The 16,464-nt window shown below is 64.1% G+C and carries 15 protein-coding genes and 1 pseudogene; 10 read left to right on the plus strand and 6 right to left on the minus strand.

Annotated features, from left to right (window positions below; all coding sequences use genetic code 11):
• Positions 1-178: 178 nt before the first annotated feature.
• Together AC1L6K_RS03325 and lysS are read left to right on the plus strand one after the other, a co-directional pair.
• The gene (locus AC1L6K_RS03325; RefSeq protein ID WP_480951316.1) at positions 179-1,225 is read left to right on the plus strand and encodes a LacI family DNA-binding transcriptional regulator; all 1,047 of its coding nucleotides are present in this window, start codon (positions 179-181) and stop codon (positions 1,223-1,225) included.
• Positions 1,226-1,348: 123 nt separating this feature from the next.
• Positions 1,349-2,797, plus strand: coding sequence for a lysine--tRNA ligase (gene lysS / locus AC1L6K_RS03330; RefSeq protein WP_480952685.1), 1,449 nt, complete (start codon positions 1,349-1,351; stop codon positions 2,795-2,797).
• Between the two features lie 43 nt (positions 2,798-2,840).
• Here lysS and AC1L6K_RS03335 read toward each other — a convergent pair whose 3' ends face one another.
• A complete protein-coding gene (locus AC1L6K_RS03335) occupies positions 2,841-3,005 on the minus strand; it encodes a hypothetical protein (RefSeq protein ID WP_480951317.1) in 165 nt (54 codons plus the stop codon).
• 51 nt (positions 3,006-3,056) lie between these two features.
• Here AC1L6K_RS03335 and AC1L6K_RS03340 point away from each other — a divergent pair, with 51 nt between their 5' ends.
• From AC1L6K_RS03340 to dhaM, 7 genes are all read left to right on the plus strand, one after another.
• Positions 3,057-3,389, plus strand: a complete 333-nt coding sequence (locus AC1L6K_RS03340; protein WP_480951318.1) for a histone-like nucleoid-structuring protein Lsr2 — start codon at positions 3,057-3,059, stop codon at positions 3,387-3,389.
• Positions 3,390-3,627: 238 nt separating this feature from the next.
• Positions 3,628-6,120, plus strand: a complete 2,493-nt coding sequence (locus tag AC1L6K_RS03345; RefSeq protein WP_480951319.1) for an ATP-dependent Clp protease ATP-binding subunit — start codon at positions 3,628-3,630, stop codon at positions 6,118-6,120.
• Positions 6,121-6,302: 182 nt separating this feature from the next.
• The gene (locus tag AC1L6K_RS03350) at positions 6,303-7,037 is read left to right on the plus strand and encodes a TMEM175 family protein (RefSeq protein ID WP_480951320.1); all 735 of its coding nucleotides are present in this window, start codon (positions 6,303-6,305) and stop codon (positions 7,035-7,037) included.
• A 9-nt stretch (positions 7,038-7,046) separates the two neighbouring features.
• Positions 7,047-7,595: an amino-acid N-acetyltransferase gene (locus tag AC1L6K_RS03355; protein WP_480951321.1), complete on the plus strand. Its 549-nt coding sequence runs from the start codon at positions 7,047-7,049 to the stop codon at positions 7,593-7,595.
• Between the two features lie 65 nt (positions 7,596-7,660).
• Positions 7,661-8,662: a dihydroxyacetone kinase subunit DhaK gene (gene dhaK, locus AC1L6K_RS03360; RefSeq protein WP_480951322.1), complete on the plus strand. Its 1,002-nt coding sequence runs from the start codon at positions 7,661-7,663 to the stop codon at positions 8,660-8,662.
• On the plus strand, positions 8,663-9,310 hold the full coding sequence (gene dhaL, locus AC1L6K_RS03365; RefSeq protein WP_480951323.1) for a dihydroxyacetone kinase subunit DhaL: 648 nt from the start codon (positions 8,663-8,665) through the stop codon (positions 9,308-9,310). It abuts the gene before it with no gap.
• The gene (gene dhaM / locus AC1L6K_RS03370; RefSeq protein WP_480951324.1) at positions 9,307-10,035 is read left to right on the plus strand and encodes a dihydroxyacetone kinase phosphoryl donor subunit DhaM; all 729 of its coding nucleotides are present in this window, start codon (positions 9,307-9,309) and stop codon (positions 10,033-10,035) included. Before dhaL ends, dhaM begins: the two co-directional genes overlap by 4 nt.
• 39 nt (positions 10,036-10,074) lie before the next feature.
• Here the strand turns inward: dhaM and AC1L6K_RS03375 are convergent, their stop codons facing one another.
• The gene (locus AC1L6K_RS03375) at positions 10,075-11,022 is read right to left on the minus strand and encodes an HhH-GPD family protein (RefSeq protein ID WP_480951325.1); all 948 of its coding nucleotides are present in this window, start codon (positions 11,020-11,022) and stop codon (positions 10,075-10,077) included.
• A gap of 89 nt (positions 11,023-11,111) precedes the next feature.
• A pseudogene (locus AC1L6K_RS03380) lies at positions 11,112-11,291 on the minus strand (helix-turn-helix domain-containing protein); the annotation flags it as partial.
• A gap of 547 nt (positions 11,292-11,838) precedes the next feature.
• On the opposite strand from AC1L6K_RS03380, the gene AC1L6K_RS03385 reads away from it, so the two are divergent.
• A complete protein-coding gene (locus tag AC1L6K_RS03385) occupies positions 11,839-12,501 on the plus strand; it encodes a hypothetical protein (protein WP_480951326.1) in 663 nt (220 codons plus the stop codon).
• Positions 12,502-12,532: 31 nt separating this feature from the next.
• Here the strand turns inward: AC1L6K_RS03385 and disA are convergent, their stop codons facing one another.
• The 3 genes from disA to AC1L6K_RS03400 form a co-directional block, all read right to left on the minus strand.
• The gene (gene disA / locus AC1L6K_RS03390) at positions 12,533-13,603 is read right to left on the minus strand and encodes a DNA integrity scanning diadenylate cyclase DisA (RefSeq protein ID WP_480951327.1); all 1,071 of its coding nucleotides are present in this window, start codon (positions 13,601-13,603) and stop codon (positions 12,533-12,535) included.
• A 182-nt stretch (positions 13,604-13,785) separates the two neighbouring features.
• Positions 13,786-15,207 carry a DNA repair protein RadA gene (radA, locus tag AC1L6K_RS03395; protein WP_480951328.1) on the minus strand — a complete coding sequence of 474 codons (1,422 nt, stop codon included), beginning with the start codon at positions 15,205-15,207 and terminating at the stop codon, positions 13,786-13,788.
• Positions 15,208-15,295: 88 nt separating this feature from the next.
• Positions 15,296-16,414 (minus strand): FUSC family protein, encoded by a 1,119-nt coding sequence (locus AC1L6K_RS03400; RefSeq protein ID WP_480951329.1) that lies wholly within the window; start codon positions 16,412-16,414, stop codon positions 15,296-15,298.
• Between the last annotated feature and the right edge of the window lie 50 nt (positions 16,415-16,464).

Raw genomic sequence — 16,464 nt, forward strand, 5'->3', positions numbered from 1 at the left:
CTTTTACTCCACGTCGTTGGGGCGGTTCCGGAGGGCCGGGACCATGCGCAAGGACCAGTCTGGCACTGGCATCCATGGTACGTCAAGCGCTTAACGTGATTCGCGTCAAGCGCTTGACGTGCTGCGGTGGAAGCAACACTTGCGACAATGGGCCGGCGGCACGGATACGATCTATTCCATGCAGCCGCCAACAATGCCCCAGCCCGGCCGGTCCGCGGCCATCCGAGTCACGGCGGCCATGGTCGCCGCCCGGGCCGGTGTCTCAGCCGCAACCGTCTCCCTCGTGACCAGCGGGAAAACTGCCGGCAGGGTGTCGACGGAGAACATCGCCAGGGTTGAGGCGGCCATCGCGGACCTTGGCTATGTGGTCAACGGGCTGGGCAGTTCCCTGGCCAAGGGGCACAGCAACATTGTGTTCCTGGTGGCCCCGGACGTCTCCAACCCGTTCTATGCAAAGGTCATCGCCGGCGTCAGGGAGGGCATCGGGAGCGAGTTTCAACTGCTGCTCTCGGTCACCGAGGCAGGACAGACACCAGAGGCGGAAGACGTGCGAAGGCTGCTCGCCCTGCGGCCGGCCGGGCTCCTTGTCGACGCGCCCAGCGCGCGCTTCCTGACGGAGCTCAGGGCAACGGATCCCATGGTGCTCCTCGATGCCGCCGGGATCGAAGGCGCAGTTCCGGCAGTGAATTTTGACGTGGCCCAGGGCGCCCGCATGCTGGCTGCGCACCTGGCCGAACAGGGGCACAGCAAGGTTTGCTACCTCGACAGCTCGACAGGCACCGAGACGTTCAGGGTCCGCCGCGAAGCGTTTTGCCAGAAGGCCGGACAGCTCGGCATTGACGTTGTGGCCACCGGTGCCACAACCATCGACGTCGGTGCCGCGGCGCAGGCTTTCATCAACGCCTGGCCGGACTGGTCGGGGAAAGGGGTGACCGCCGTCGTGTGTGCCACTGACACCCACGCGTACGGGGTGCTGCAGGAAGCCCGCGTGGCCGGCGTGGCCGTGCCGGAAACCCTTGCCGTGACCGGCTTTGACGACCTGCCGTATTCGGAAACCTCCAACCCGGGACTGACGACAGTGCACCTGCCCGCGACCGAGATGGGGCGCCTGGCTGGACAGCAATTGTTGCAGCTCATGGCAGGCGAAGGGGCGACAGCCCCCCAATTGACGCTCGATGCCACTTTGGTGGTCCGCGGCTCCACGTCGGCGGCCTTCGGAGGGTGATTGGCCGCCAACCCGGCCCATAAACCGCGGCACGGAGGGTTCACCCAGATTCACCAACTAAGCTGTTAACTCGTGAGCGCAGAAAATAACCCCACCCCTGAATCCAGTGAAGCCTCGGAGCAGATGCTCGTCCGCATGGACAAGCGTGCCAAATTGCTTGAACGAGGCGGCCAGGCCTACCCGGTTGGGGTGGCACGGACCCATTCGCTGGAAGAAATTCGGGCCAAGCACCCTGATCTGGAACCCGACACCGCCACGGGCGAGATTGTTGGCGTTACCGGCCGTGTTGTCTATGTGCGCAACAAGGGAAAACTGTGCTTTGCCACTGTCCAGTCCGGAGCAGGTGCGCGGCTGCAGATCATGCTGTCCCTTGCCAACGTGGGCGAGGAAGCCCTCGCGGACTGGAAGTCCCTGGTGGACCTGGGTGACCACGTGTTCTTCAAGGGCGAGGTCATCAGCTCGCGCACCGGCGAACTGTCCATCATGGCCAGCGAATGGACCATGGCCTCGAAGGCATTGCGCCCGCTGCCCGTGCTGCATGCGGAGTTGTCCGAGGAAATGCGGGTCCGCCAGCGCTACGTTGACTTGATTGTCCGTGACACTGCCCGTGAACAGGTCAAGACGCGCTCGGCCATTGTCAAGGCAATCCGGGACACGCTCCACGGTGAAGAATACATCGAGCTGGAAACGCCCATCCTGCAGCTCATCCACGGCGGGGCATCCGCCCGCCCCTTCCACACGCACCTGAACGCCTTTGACCAGCCCATGACGCTGCGCATCGCCATCGAGCTGTACCTCAAGCGTGCCGTCGTTGGAGGCATGGACAAGGTCTTTGAAGTGGGCCGGATCTTCCGCAACGAAGGTGTTGATTCAACGCACAGCCCGGAATTCACCATGCTTGAAGCTTATGAAGCATATGGCGATCAATTCACGATGGCCAAAACCATGCAGCGCATTATTCTTGCCGCCGCCGACGCCACGGGTTCACGCGTCATTGAAACAGCCCGCGGCCAGATTAACCTCGACGGCGAATGGGCCTGGCTTCCCGTATACAAGGGGCTTTCAGACGCCGTCGGCGTTGAAATAACCCCGGCCACAACCGCCCAGGAATTGCGTGATATCGCGGCCCGGCATGAGATTGGAATTGATCAGGCCTGGGACGCGGAGAAGCTGGTCACCGAACTGTTTGGTGAAATAGTTGAACCTACACTTATTCAGCCGACATTTGTTTGCGATTATCCGCCGTCGGCCCAGCCGTTGGCGCGACCGCATCGCGAAAAGCCCGACTTGATTGAAGCCTGGGACCTTGTTATCGACGGACGGGAAACCGGTACCGCATTTTCCGAACTCATCGATCCCGTCATTCAACGTGACCGACTCACCCAGCAGTCGCTCGCGGCCGCGGCAGGCGATCCTGAAGCAATGCAATTGGATGAAGACTTCCTGCGTGCCCTGGAATACGGCGCCCCGCCCATGGGCGGTCTCGGCTTGGGCGTTGACCGGCTGGTCATGCTATTCACGGGTGTCGGCATTCGCGAAGCCATTCTCTTCCCTTTGATGAAACCCGAGTAGGAGCGGCAAGGTTATGGAATATATCGCGGTTATCCTGCCTTCTTTAGGCGTAGGAGCCCTTTTCTACTTCGCCATGAAGGCAATATTCAATGCCGACAGGCATGAACGTGATGCGTTGGCGCAGGCCGAACGTGAGGCCGATGCCGACGCGGAACGCGGTCAGTAAAACCATTTCACCGATGCCCTTTGACGTGAATGAATTTTCCAACCATAATTGTTATGAAGTATTCATCAAATCTATGTGAGGCGATTACTCCCCATGGCACAGAAAATTCACATCACGCTCGTTGACGATATTGACCACAGCACTGCGGATGAAAATGTCACCTTCGGTTTGGATGGGATCAATTATGAGATTGACCTGTCTGCGGAGAATGCAAAGTCATTGCGCGACGCATTGGCGACCTATGTAGCAGCGGGACGCCGCGTCGGCGGACGGGCTGTCCGGGGCCGCGGTCCGGCAGCCGCAACAAAGGCAGGCAGCGATGTTGCGCAGATTCGCGCCTGGGCCCGTGACAACGGGTACACAGTGCACGAGCGCGGCCGCATTCAGGCCGAGATTCGCGACGCGTACCACGCAGCACAGGGCTAGTCCCCAGCCCCTCCCACCACCCGCCGGCCCAATAAATCGCTGACGAACGGGCTTTTTGGAGCGAACGCAACCCCGCAACGACGGCGGGATCACCTTGAACGGTGGTCCCGCCGTCGGACTTTAAGCAGGCAAACTTCCGCCCGGATGCAAACTTGCTATTTCCCCTGTGGCGAACACGCCCCCATAATGGCCGGGCACTGCGTAGCATCAAAGTACGCAGTAAGAGGAGTGTGGCGAAATGTTTGAGCGATTTACTGATCGAGCCCGACGTGTTGTTGTGCTGGCCCAAGAAGAGGCCCGCATGCTCAACCACAATTACATTGGCACTGAGCACATTCTGCTCGGCCTCATCCACGAGGGTGAAGGTGTTGCCGCCAAGGCCCTGGAGTCCTTGAACATTTCCCTTGACGGTGTCCGGGAACAGGTCCAGGAAATTATTGGACAGGGACAGCAGGCCCCCAGCGGTCACATCCCGTTCACACCGCGCGCCAAGAAGGTTCTTGAACTTTCACTGCGTGAGGCGCTACAACTGGGCCACAACTACATTGGCACCGAGCACATCCTGCTGGGGCTGATCCGTGAAGGCGAAGGCGTTGCCGCCCAGGTGCTGGTGAAGCTTGGTGCCGATCTGGGCCGTGTGCGCCAGCAGGTCATCCAGCTGCTCTCCGGCTACCAGGGCAAAGAGCCTGTGGCCAGTGGCGGCGGGCAGCCCGAAGGCCAGCCCGCCGGCTCTGTGGTGCTGGACCAGTTTGGCCGGAACCTGACCCAGGCTGCGCGTGAAAACAAGCTGGACCCTGTCATTGGGCGCGAGCATGAGATGGAACGCGTCATGCAGATCCTCTCCCGCCGCACCAAGAACAACCCTGTTCTTATCGGTGAGCCCGGCGTGGGCAAGACCGCGGTGGTTGAGGGGTTGGCCCAGGCCATCGTGCGCGGAGACGTGCCCGAAACCATCAAGGACAAGCAGCTCTACACCCTTGACCTCGGCTCCCTGGTGGCCGGTTCCCGGTACCGTGGTGACTTTGAGGAACGCCTGAAGAAGGTTCTCAAGGAAATCCGCACCCGCGGGGACATCATCTTGTTCATCGATGAGATCCACACGCTTGTGGGTGCCGGTGCCGCCGAGGGCGCCATCGACGCTGCCTCGATCCTGAAGCCAATGCTGGCCCGGGGCGAGCTGCAGACCATCGGTGCCACCACGCTGGACGAGTACCGCAAGCACATTGAGAAGGATGCTGCGCTTGAGCGCCGTTTCCAGCCCATCCAGGTGCCCGAGCCCACCGTTCCGCTGACCATTGAGATCCTCAAGGGCCTGCGCGACCGTTACGAAGCCCACCACCGCGTGTCCATCACCGACGGTGCCCTGACAGCTGCGGCAACGCTGGCTGACAGGTACATCTCGGACCGCTTCCTCCCGGACAAGGCCATCGACCTGATCGATGAGGCTGGCGCACGTTTGCGCATCCGCCGCATGACCGCCCCGCCGGAGCTCAAGGCAATGGACGGCGAAATTGCGGAAGTGAAGAAGCGCAAGGAAGACGCCATTGACGCCCAGGACTTCGAGGGTGCGGCTGCGCTGCGCGATGACGAGCAGAAGCTCATCACCGCCCGTGCAGACAAGGAACGCCTGTGGAAGTCCGGCGGACTGGATGAGATTTCCGAGGTCGACGAGGAACTGATCGCGGAAGTCCTTGCCAACTCCACCGGCATCCCGGTCTTCAAGCTGACTGAGGCCGAGTCCACGCGTCTGCTGAAGATGGAAGACGAAATTCACAAGCGCGTGATTGGCCAGAATGAGGCCATCAAGTCCATTTCGCAGGCCATCCGCCGCACGCGCTCGGGGTTGAAGGATCCCAAGCGTCCCGGTGGCTCGTTCATCTTCGCCGGCCCCACGGGTGTTGGCAAGACCGAACTGGCCAAGGCCCTCGCCGAGTTCTTGTTCGGCGACGAAGACGCGCTCATCACGCTGGACATGTCCGAATACTCGGAGAAGCACACAGTCTCCCGACTCTTCGGTGCCCCTCCCGGCTATGTTGGCTACGAAGAAGGTGGCCAGCTGACCGAGAAGGTCCGCCGTCGTCCGTTCTCCGTGGTGCTCTTCGATGAGGTTGAAAAGGCGCACGCCGACCTGTTCAACTCCTTGTTGCAGATCCTTGAAGACGGCCGCCTGACCGACAGCCAGGGCCGTGTTGTTGACTTCAAGAACACCATCATCATCATGACGACCAACTTGGGAACGCGCGACATCTCCAAGTCGATCGCCACCGGCTTCCAGTCGGGTTCGGACACGCAGACCGGCTACAACCGGATGCGGGCCCGGGTCACGGAAGAGCTCAAGCAGCACTTCCGCCCCGAGTTCCTGAACCGTGTTGATGACGTGGTCGTGTTCCCGCAGCTGACACAGGAAGAGATCATCGAGATCGTCGACCTGATGATTGCCCGCTTGGAGGGCCGCCTGGCTGACAAGGGCATGGGCATTGAGCTCACGCCCGCAGCCAAGGTCCTGCTCGCCACCAAGGGTTACGATCCCGCCATGGGCGCCCGGCCGCTGCGCCGCACGATCCAGCGCGAGATCGAGGACCACCTGTCCGAGAAGATCTTGTTCGGCGAACTCAAGGACGGCGACATCGTCACCGTTGGAGTTGAGGGCGAGGGGGACGACGCCAAGTTCACATTTGTGGGCACGGCCAAGCCGACCATCCCGGAAGCAATCACAGCCTCGGCATCATGAAGCAACGCTGTACTGAAGTAATGCACTAACGCACGGCGAAGGGCGCACAACCTGAAAGGGTTGGGCGCCCTTCGCATTTGTAGCGGGTGCTGTGTTTGTGGTGCCGCGGGCCGCGGGCCATGGAGCCCTGAATTCCGGCCCGGGGCTGGCGGGGCGGCCGTTCGCCCCGTAGCTTGGAAACTGTGAACAAGTTCGCGGGAAAAGGCAGGACTTCGGACGCGCGCGGGGTGCTGGCACACGCCCGCCGCCTGGATCGGGGCAAAGACACGGAACGGACAATGTTCTTCAGCGATGCCGTATTTGCCATCGCCATGACGTTGCTGGCCCTTGACCTGAAGCTGCCGGACCTGCCGGCAGACATCACCCGCGACGGATTCAACGAGATGCTGCTTGACAGGATCCCGTCACTTGCGGCATTCATCCTGAGCTTTGTCCTTGTGGGACGCGCCTGGCTGTCGCACCACCGCAGGTTCAATGGCATCAACGCCTATGACGGGAAACTGCAGGTGGGCAATCTGTGGATGCTCTTCTTCGTGGTGTTCCTGCCGGTGCCAACGTCGATGTTGTTCCAGGGCGGGCCCACAACAACCTGGCCGCCCGTCCTGTACGCGCTCACAGTTGCCGGACTGGTCCTGACCGGAAGCTGGACCTGGCGGCACGCCTACAACGCCGGATTGATGCACGAATGGGTGGACGGTCCGCTGTATCGCCTGATTCTGCACGGCGCCGATCCGGTATGGGTGGTGTTTGTGCTCTCGATTCCCGTGGCATTCGTGGATCCGGTGTGGGCCATGTATGCGTGGATACTGCTTTGGCCGGTGTCGGTGGTGCACGGCAGATTGCAGCTGGCGAAATTTGCCAAGGCCGAGGAGGGCGTGTTGCCCGCCGGTTCCGGAAACGCAGAGCGGGCGTCATAGACTGAAACGGTGACTGCCGATACCGCCCCCACCATTGTCCTCAGGCCCGCCCGCACCTCCGACGTCCACGCGATCAAGGACCTGGTTGCGCCACTGGCCGAAAAGCGGATCTTGATCACCAAGGAATCCGTCACCTACTTTGAGGCCATCCAGGAATTCCTCATCGCCGAGATCGACGGGCGAACCGTTGGCTGCGGGGCGCTGCACGTCATGTGGGAGGACCTGGCTGAGATCCGGACACTGGCCACCAGCGATGAGTGGCGCAGCAAAGGGGTGGGCCGTGCGCTCTTGGAGAAACTGCTCGAGAACGCGCAGGTGCTGGGAGTCGACCGCGTGTTCTGCCTGACCTTTGAAGTGGACTTCTTCGTGCGCAACGGCTTCACGGTGATGGCCGACCAGAGCGCCGTCGACCCTGCCGTCTACTCGGAACTGCTGCGGTCCGCCGATGAGGGCATTGCCGAGTTCCTTGACCTGGCCCGGGTCAAGCCAAACACCCTGGGCAACACGCGCATGATCCGGACCCTGCCCGCCCTACCAGTGGGGAACTCTCCCGGGTAGTGTTCAGAGGGGGACCGCAATGAGGCGCCCACAAATAAACGTTGTGTGATTCGGAGGGTTTCGCCATGAAAAAGCTCATCAATGATCCCAAAACAGTTGTCGATGAATCTGTCGAGGGGTTCGGCCAGGCACATGCCGGCCATGTAAAAGTAAACTCCGACCCGCTGTACGTCACGCGCAAGGATGCGCCGCGCGAAGGCAAGGTTGGCTTGATTTCCGGAGGCGGCAGCGGCCACGAACCACTGCACGCCGGCTATGTGGGGTTCGGCATGCTCGACGCGGCCGTCCCCGGCGCCATGTTCACCTCGCCCACGCCTGACCAGATCATTCCTGCGACCCTCGCCGCGAACGCTGGTGCCGGCGTCGTGCATATCGTGAAAAATTACACAGGTGACGTCCTCAACTTTGAGACGGCAGCCGAAATGGTGGAGGCCGAAGGCGTTTCCGTGCGCACCGTCCTGGTGAACGACGACGTCGCCGTGGAAGATTCGCTGTACACCGCCGGCCGGCGCGGCGTGGCGGGCACCGTCCTGGTGGAGAAGATTGCCGGGGCCGCCGCCGAGCGCGGCGACGACCTGGCCGGTGTTGCCGACATTGGCAACAGGGTCAACGACAACGTCCGCAGCATGGGTGTGGCCCTCTCCGCCTGCACCGTCCCCCACGCCGGCGTGCCCAGCTTTGAACTGGCCGACAACGAGATCGAGATCGGGATTGGCATCCACGGCGAACCGGGCCGCCACAAGATCCCCATGGAGAATGCCGACGGGATCACCGAGCGCCTGCTGGAGCCGATCCTGAGCGACCTCAAGACGAGCCCGGGGGATAAGGTGCTGCTGTTTGTCAATGGCATGGGCGGCACCCCTGCCAGCGAGCTGTACATTGTGTACCGGCACGCGGCCAAGGTCCTTGAGGCAGCCGGCCTGGTGGTGGAGCGCTCCCTCGTGGGCAACTACATTACGGCGCTGGAGATGCAGGGCTGCTCCATTTCGGTGCTGCGCCTTGACGATGAATTGACCGAGCTGTGGGACGCTCCCGTGAACACGCCGGCTTTGCGATGGGGGATGTAAATGCCAAACACAACACTTGATGCTGCCTGGGCCGCCGACTGGCTGCGCCGAAGTGCAGCGGTGGTGGCCGAAAACCGGGTTGCGCTGAGCGAACTGGACCGTGCCATAGGCGACGGCGACCACGGCGAAAACCTGGACCGCGGTTTCAGCGCCATCCTTGAAAAGCTCGACGCCGAACCGCCCGCCACCCCGGGTGCAGCCTTCAAGCTTGCCGCCATGACGTTGATGTCAAAGGTGGGCGGGGCGGCCGGACCGCTCTATGGGACCGCTTTCCTGCGCGCGGCCACGGCGGCCGGGGATGCCGACGAACTTGATGCGGCCACACTTGCAACAGCACTGGCGGCAGCCCGCGACGGCGTGGTGGCCCGCGGGAAGGCAGCCGTGGGTGAGAAAACCATGATTGACGCCTGGACTCCCGCCGTTGACGCTGCGGCGTCGGCGTCTGCGTCCGGAGCCGCCCCGGCGGAAGTGCTGGCTGCCGCGGCGACGGCCGCCGAGGCCGGTGCCGTCGCCACGGACCCCCTCATCGCGCGAAAGGGCCGCGCAAGCTACCTGGGGGAGCGGGCCATCGGCCATCGCGACCCGGGCGCCGCCTCCTCAGCCCTCATCCTGCGCGCAGCCGCACAAGCCGCCGGGGCGGACGCATGAGCGTCGGCCTGGTCATCGTCTCGCACAGCGCCCAGCTCGCCGCGGGCGTCGTGGAACTTGCCGCACAAATGGCACCCACAGTTGTCCTGGTTCCTGCCGGTGGCATGGACGACGGCGGCATCGGGACTTCCCTGGAAAAGGTCATGACGGCGCTGGGGCTGGCAGATACCGGCGACGGGGCCGTGGTTCTCACCGACCTCGGCTCGGCAGTCATGACTGCCGAATCGGCGCTGGAATTCCTGGGCAGCCCCGAGAACGTGCTGCTCGCCGACGCCCCCTTGGTGGAAGGCGCCGTGGCGGCGGCCGTAGCGGCCCAGTCGGGTGCCTCCCTTGACGTTGTGTGCAAGGCCGCCGAGACGGCGTTGCACCCGGGCGCAGCCGGCGGCGGGGCCCCGGCAGGTGCGCAGGCAGCGGCAGCCACGGTGTCCGCCGTCGAACCCGGTGTTGAAACCGGCGGCGGGGGCGAAGATTCCGTGCAGGCGGTCGTCACCTTGATCAACCCCATGGGCCTGCATGCCCGGCCGGCCGCCGTTCTGGCCCGGGAGCTGGGCGCCATGGACGTTGAGATTGAGATCAATGGCGTGGACGGGCAGTCGGTCATGATGTTGATGACCCTCGGGGCGGCCCAGGGCGCCGAGCTGAACGTGTCGGCGACGGGCCCGGAGGCGCAACGGGCCGTGGACCTGGTCCGCACCGAGGTCGAGGCGGGCTTCGGGGAACTCTGAGCCCTGCCGCTGGCCGAGCTTGTACGGGCCCGGTCACCGCTATCCGGGCAGCTGATAACCCGCTTTTGAAATCTGGGCCAGGCCGTCGGCCACCAGGCCGGCAAGGGCGCGCTCGAGCTGCGGAGCGTGCGTGTTGAGGGCGTGCAGCTTCCCCAGTTCCTTCGACACCTCCGTGTGCAAAGCGGCGGCTTCAGCATCCCACAGCAGGTCCGCGTGGACGGGGGAGCTGGCCGCGCGCAGGACCGCCATGACGGCGCCGCGAACCTGCCTGTCGGTGCCCGCCCAAGGCTGCCCCTTGGGAATGTAGCTTGGTTCGGGCTGGCCAGCGGCTATCCAGGCGCACTTGTCCAGGACCGGGCAGTCGTTGCACTTCGGGCTGCGGGCGGTGCAAATCAGCGCACCCAGTTCCATGACTGCGGCGTTCCATTGCACCGACCCGTCGCGGTCTTCGGGCAGCAGCCCGGCAGCCAGGGTCATTTCGGCCGCCGTCAGTGCCGGTGCAGGCAGGGCCTGGCCGATGACAAGCCGGGCATGGACGCGGCGGATGTTGGTGTCGACAACAGTGGTGCGCCGGCCAAAGGCAAACGCGGCAACGGCCGCGGCCGTATACGTACCCACTCCGGGGAGCTCCAACAGCTCGTCATAGTTGTCCGGCACAGCCCCGCCATGCTTTTCAACGATTTCCGCCGCGGCCGAGTGCAGGCGCAGTGCCCGGCGCGGATAGCCAAGCCTGCCCCACGCACGCAGCACGTCGGCGGCCGGCGCGGCCGCAAAAGCCGCCGGTGTTGGCCAGCGCTCCAGCCATTCCTCCCACACTGGCTGAACGCGCACCACGGGAGTCTGTTGGAGCATGATCTCGCTGACAAGGACGCCCCATGCCGAGCAGCCGCCGCGCCACGGCAGGTCCCGCGCCTCGCGCTGGAACCACTCGGTGACGCGTGCGTGCAGGACGCTGTGGGGCACGTTGGGCAAAGCTGGGCGGGGCATGGGTTTCCTTTGGCAGTGGGCTGCTGGTCGGCTGGGCGGAGCGAAGGGCGGGGACGCTTCGGAGTTTGGAATGCGGCGTAACTCGCGGGTCAGCCGGCCGCCTGCCCCGCGGGCGGCCGTGGAACCGTGGATTGGCTCTTGAGCAAGTCTGCCGGATGGACACCCAGCCCGTCGGCGAGTCTGGCGATGGCGTCCAGCGTGGGGTTGCGGCATCCGCGTTCGAGTCCGCTGATGTACGAGCGGTCCATGCCCACACGGCGGGCAAAGACCTCCTGGGTCTTCCAGCTGCTGCCCGTGACAGTCTACCCACACACGATCCACACTCCTTGCCGGGCGCATGCCGTTCCGGTTTTTCCTGCTTAATGGCCCTGCCGCCAGATGGCAGGATGGACTTGGCTGGACCGCTGGGGCCCTTCTCAACCGCCACACCTCCGACTCGTTCCGGCCACGACAATTGTCACTCACGAACGAACAGGAATGGCCAACATGAAAAAGCGGCACCTTCGCTCCATGCTCACGGTCGCAGCCACCCTGGCCGGCTGCCAGGGGTCTGCCCCGGAGCCGGGAACGACCGTCCCGGCCCCAACAGGCGGGGTGCCGGGTGACGCGTCGAGCAGTGATGGGCCGGGCCCCTCTGGTGTGTTTGGGACCGCATCTGGAACAGCCAGCCCGGAACCATGATGTTGCGCCAGTAGCGGGCAGCCGTGCCGCGTCCGCCGTGCCGGGCACCTTCCGGCCGGCGCTGACGTGCATCACACAGTGACTGCGGCGGCGTGGTTTGCCGTGGCCGGCCCAAGCCTTGGCTAAGCTTGGGGCGTGGGCACTACAGGGAATTCCGGAGCGGGCAGGACGCCCTCCTCCGTGCCTGCCCCCAAGCCACGCGTTTCGGCAAAGGTGTACCGCCGGCGCCGGTTGGTGGCTGCAATTTTGGTCCTGCTTGTCATCGGCGGACTTGTGGCCGGCGGATTCTTCGTTGGAGGGCTCTTTGGCGGCGGTGGTGCCAACAACGACGCCGGGACCGGGCCGGGCGCCAACGGCAGCACCGCGAAAGCCAAGTCGGCGGCGAAAGCCGGCACGCCGCCGTCGGCCGTGTGCGATGAAGCAGGCATCAAGGTGGCGGCAGCCGTCGACAAGCCCGCCTACGGGCCGGAAGAGTCGCCCGTCCTGACCCTGCGCGTGACCAACGCCGGCAAGGCACCCTGCGACATCAACGTGGGCACCAGCCAAATGCAGTATCAAATCACCAGCGGCGATGACATCATCTTCAACTCCAAGAACTGCCAGCTGGACCCCACAGACCTGGTGAAGAACCTGGCGCCGGGGGCCTCCGAGTCCGCAAACCTTGTCTGGAAGGTCAACCGCAACGCCCCCGAATGCGCCAAAGTAGAGAGCCAGCCCGGACGAGGCGGGGCAACATACGCGTTTGTGGCAACCCTCGGCAAATGGTCAAGTGACAAGGTCACCTTCACGCTGCAGTGATTCCCGCGGCGCCGCCGCCTTGGGCCGCGGTTTAAAGGAAGCGGTCCAGCAGGCTGGCCTCGGCGATGCGGGACAAGCCCTCACGGACATTGCGTGCACGCAGCTCCCCAATGCCGTCAACCATCATCAGCTCGTCAATGGTGGCCGCCATCAAATTCTGCAGGCCGCCAAAGTGGTCGACGAGGCGTCCGGCAACTGCGCGGGGCACCGCCTTCAGGCCCGACACCAAACGGTAGCCGCGGGGCTGGATGATGGCGTCGAGGGAATCGTTGCCGCTGGTCAGGCCCACGACGCCCGCAATGAGGCCCAGATCAATCAGGTCAGCCTGGTCGATCTCCTGCAGGGCTGCCACGGCGCCTTCAACATCGGTTGAGCCGGGGTTTGTGTAGTCGCGGATGACCATGTCGGCACCCGAACCGCGGGTGGTTGACAGCTCTTCCAGTTGCAGGGAGAGCAGTCGTCCGTCAACACCGAGTTCAAGGACGTACTGGGCGATTTCCTCTGAAATCCTGCGCACCATTTCATGGCGTTGCAAGGTGACGGCCACGTCCCGGACGGTGACCATTGCCTCGATCTCCAGCGCCGAGAGCGAGCTTGTCACCTGGTCGAGGCGGGCACGGTAGCGTTCCAGGGGGGCCAGGGCCTGGTTGGCGCGGGCCAGGACTTTCTCTGAACCTTCCAGGACGTAGCGCAGGCCGTCAACGTAGAGGGCAATGATCTGCATTGACTGGCTGACCGAAACCACCGGCACCCCGGTCTGGATGGCGACGCGTTCGGCCGTGCGGTGGCGGGTGCCCGACTCCTGGGTTTCAATGCTGGGGTCCGGCACCAGCTGGACGGCTGCGCGCAGGATTTTGGTGACGTCCCGGTCGCACACGATGGCGCCGTCCATTTTCGCCAGTTCACGCAAGCTTGTGGCGGCAAAATCTATGCCAATTTCAAAACCGCCGGAGCACAGGCTCTCAATGGTCCTGTCTGAACCGAGCACAATCAGTGCCCCCGTGCGCCCGCGAAGAATGCGTTCCAGCCCGTCACGCAGCTGGGTTCCCGGCGCGACACGGGCGAGAGTGGCCTTCAGGGCCTCTTCGGGACTGCGAAGCATGGAGGATCCTTCTTTTCAAGCACGGGAATCCGCGCGAGTACCAATGCCCATAATAGTGGGAAATCCGCGGATCCATGGGCTGGCTTGGCCAATTGGACAGGGCGGCTTTGTCCAATTGGCCAATTAGGCCCGATACCGGCCACTACTGGCCGGTATCTTGGGACCGCGGAACCCTTGGCAGCTCAGCTGCGGTGGGGCTCAGGGGTGCCGTGGAGGATGAGTTCGGTGGCTTCGGCGATGTGTTCAATCTCCTTTACGGTGAAATCGGGCGGGATCGCGCCGGGGCCTGCCGCGCTGCGCGGGACAAGCGCGTAGGAGTAGCCGAGGCGGCTGGCCTCGTGAATGCGCTGGTTGATGCCGGGCACGGGACGGACCTCACCGGCCAGCCCCACCTCGCCAAACGCAACCATTTTGCTGTGGACAGGATTGTTGGTCTTGGCTGAAACAATGGCCATGGCCACCGCCAGGTCCATGGCCGGCTCGCTCAACCTGGCCCCGCCGACGGTGGCCACATAGCTGTCGTCGGCATCCAGGCGCAGCCCGGCCCGCTGCTGCAGCACGGCAAGCAGCATGCCAATGCGCGTGGAATCCAGGCCGCTCACAGTCCGCCGGGGCTGGGAACCCAACGCCGGGGTCAGCAGGGCCTGAACCTCGGCAAGCAGGGGCCGGCGCCCTTCCATGGTCACGGTGATGCAGGTTCCGGACACCGCCTGGTTCGTCCTGGAGGTGAACAGCCCGCTGGGATCGGCCAGGCCCTCAATGCCGTCGTCGGTTAGGTCAAAGCAGCCGACCTCGTCCGTTTGGCCATACCTGTTCTTTACCGCACGCAGCAGGCGCAGGCGGGAGTGGCGTTCGCCGTCGAACTGACAGACGACGTCGACCAGGTGCTCAAGGAGGCGGGGCCCGGCAATGGAACCGTCCTTGGTCACATGCCCGACCAGCAGGGTTGTCATGTTCAGGCGCTTGGCCGCAGCAATGAGCGACGCCGCGACCTCCCGCACCTGTGACACCCCGCCGGCGCTGCCGTCAATCATGGCGCTGCTGAAGGTCTGCACCGAGTCGACAATCAGCAGGGCCGGCTGCACCGCCTCAACCTGGCCAAGGGCCGTGCCGAGGTCTGTTTCGGCGCCGAGGTACAGGGTTTCGGCAACGGCGCCAATGCGTTCCGCGCGCAGCTTCACCTGGGCGGCGGATTCCTCGCCCGTCAGGTACAGCACTTTTTTCGGTTCCCGCCCATGGTCGTTGCGGGCAAATTTTGCGGCCACGTCCAGCAGCAGCGTGGATTTTCCGACGCCGGGTTCTCCCGCCAGCAGGATTACGGCGCCGGGGACCATGCCGCCGCCCAAAACGCGGTCGAGCTCGGGCACGCCGGTGAGATTGTGGGCGGCCTGGGAGGCGTCCACCTCGGAGATCAGCTGGGCGGGGTTCACCACCGTTGTGGCAGCCGTTGTCCTGACGACAACTGTCCCGATTTCATCCAGGGTGCCCCACGCCTGGCATTCGCCACAGCGTCCCACCCATTTGACGGCGGTCCAGCCGCATTCGGTGCAGCGGAAGTTTTGCCCGGCGTTCGCCTTTGCGGTCTTTGCGGTCTTTGTTGCCATGGTTCAACCCTATCGCCGGGCACCGACACTGGCGTCTGCCGCACCGCTGGCCGCCGGGCCGTGTTTACATCTCCCGCCGGTGCAGCAACTAGAGTTTCGGCAGCAGCGCCCTGGCCTCGGAGGGGTCCATCTTGGCTGTCTCCAAAAGGTCCACCATGAGTGTGCGGAACAGCAGCACGACGGCCTCACCCTCCATGCGCGTGATCTCCAATGCGCCCGGGTGCAGCCGGATGGCAATGTCGGCCAGGGAATCCCGGGCATGGCTCAGTGAGGGCCGGGACGTTGTGTCGGACAAGGCGGCGGCCAGCTCATCCACCGCCCCCGCCGTCCCGCTCAGGGCCTCGGCAAGGTGCACGGTGCCGGAGTCCGAAAGTGCCGCATTGTTGATCACACTTGCCAGCCGCCGGGCCAGGACGCGGCTTGAACGCATGGCGTAGTCCACATGGACCATCAGCTTCGTCAGGCCCTCAACTTCCTGCAGGTGCCGCCTGTACACCGGGGACAGCCTGGCAATTTCAACCGAGGCGCGCAAACCTTGGCGCATGGAGTCGATCCGCGGCTGCTGGCTGCGGGCGCGGACAAGGGCGTGCCAGGCGGTCGTTGAATCGTTGTATGACAAGGCGGAGGCACATTCACGCAGCACCAAGGACAGTTCGCCCAGGACTTCCTTGAGGTCATCCTTGGGTTCGCGGCGGGGATCCCTGGGCACCAGGAATGTTGCTGCCAGGGCAAAACAACCGCCCACGATGGCGTCCAGGCTGCGGGTGAAGGGGCCGCCGTCGGGAATTGGCAGCAACACGACCAGAAGGGACTGCAGGGCCAGCTGGGTGGTGAAAATAATGCCGCTGTCGAGGAACCGTGCCAGCAGGATCGACAGGAAAAGCACCAGGGCGGCCTGCCAAATGCCGGAGCCAAGCCAGTGCAGCAGCATGTCGCCTACGGCAATGCCGATGGTGCAGCCAAGCCCCACTTCAAGCACGCGGCGCAAGCGTGGATCCCGTGTAAACCCCAGCGCGATAATGGCGCTCGTCGCGGCAAACAACGGACCCTGGTGGCCCAGGACAATTTCGGAGAAGTAATAGGCGGCCACCGCGCAGACGGCCATCATCAGGGCCTGGAGCACCGAATTCCAGCTGCGGCGCAAACCCAATCGGGCGCGCCGCTTCAGGAAAATGACTGTTTTGGCGGGCCTGTCGAGCTCTGGCATGGGCACCAGTCTATGCCAGAGCCGGACAGGGAACTGCAGGACTGCAGGGG

Source organism: Specibacter sp. BI4 (assembly GCF_056680095.1).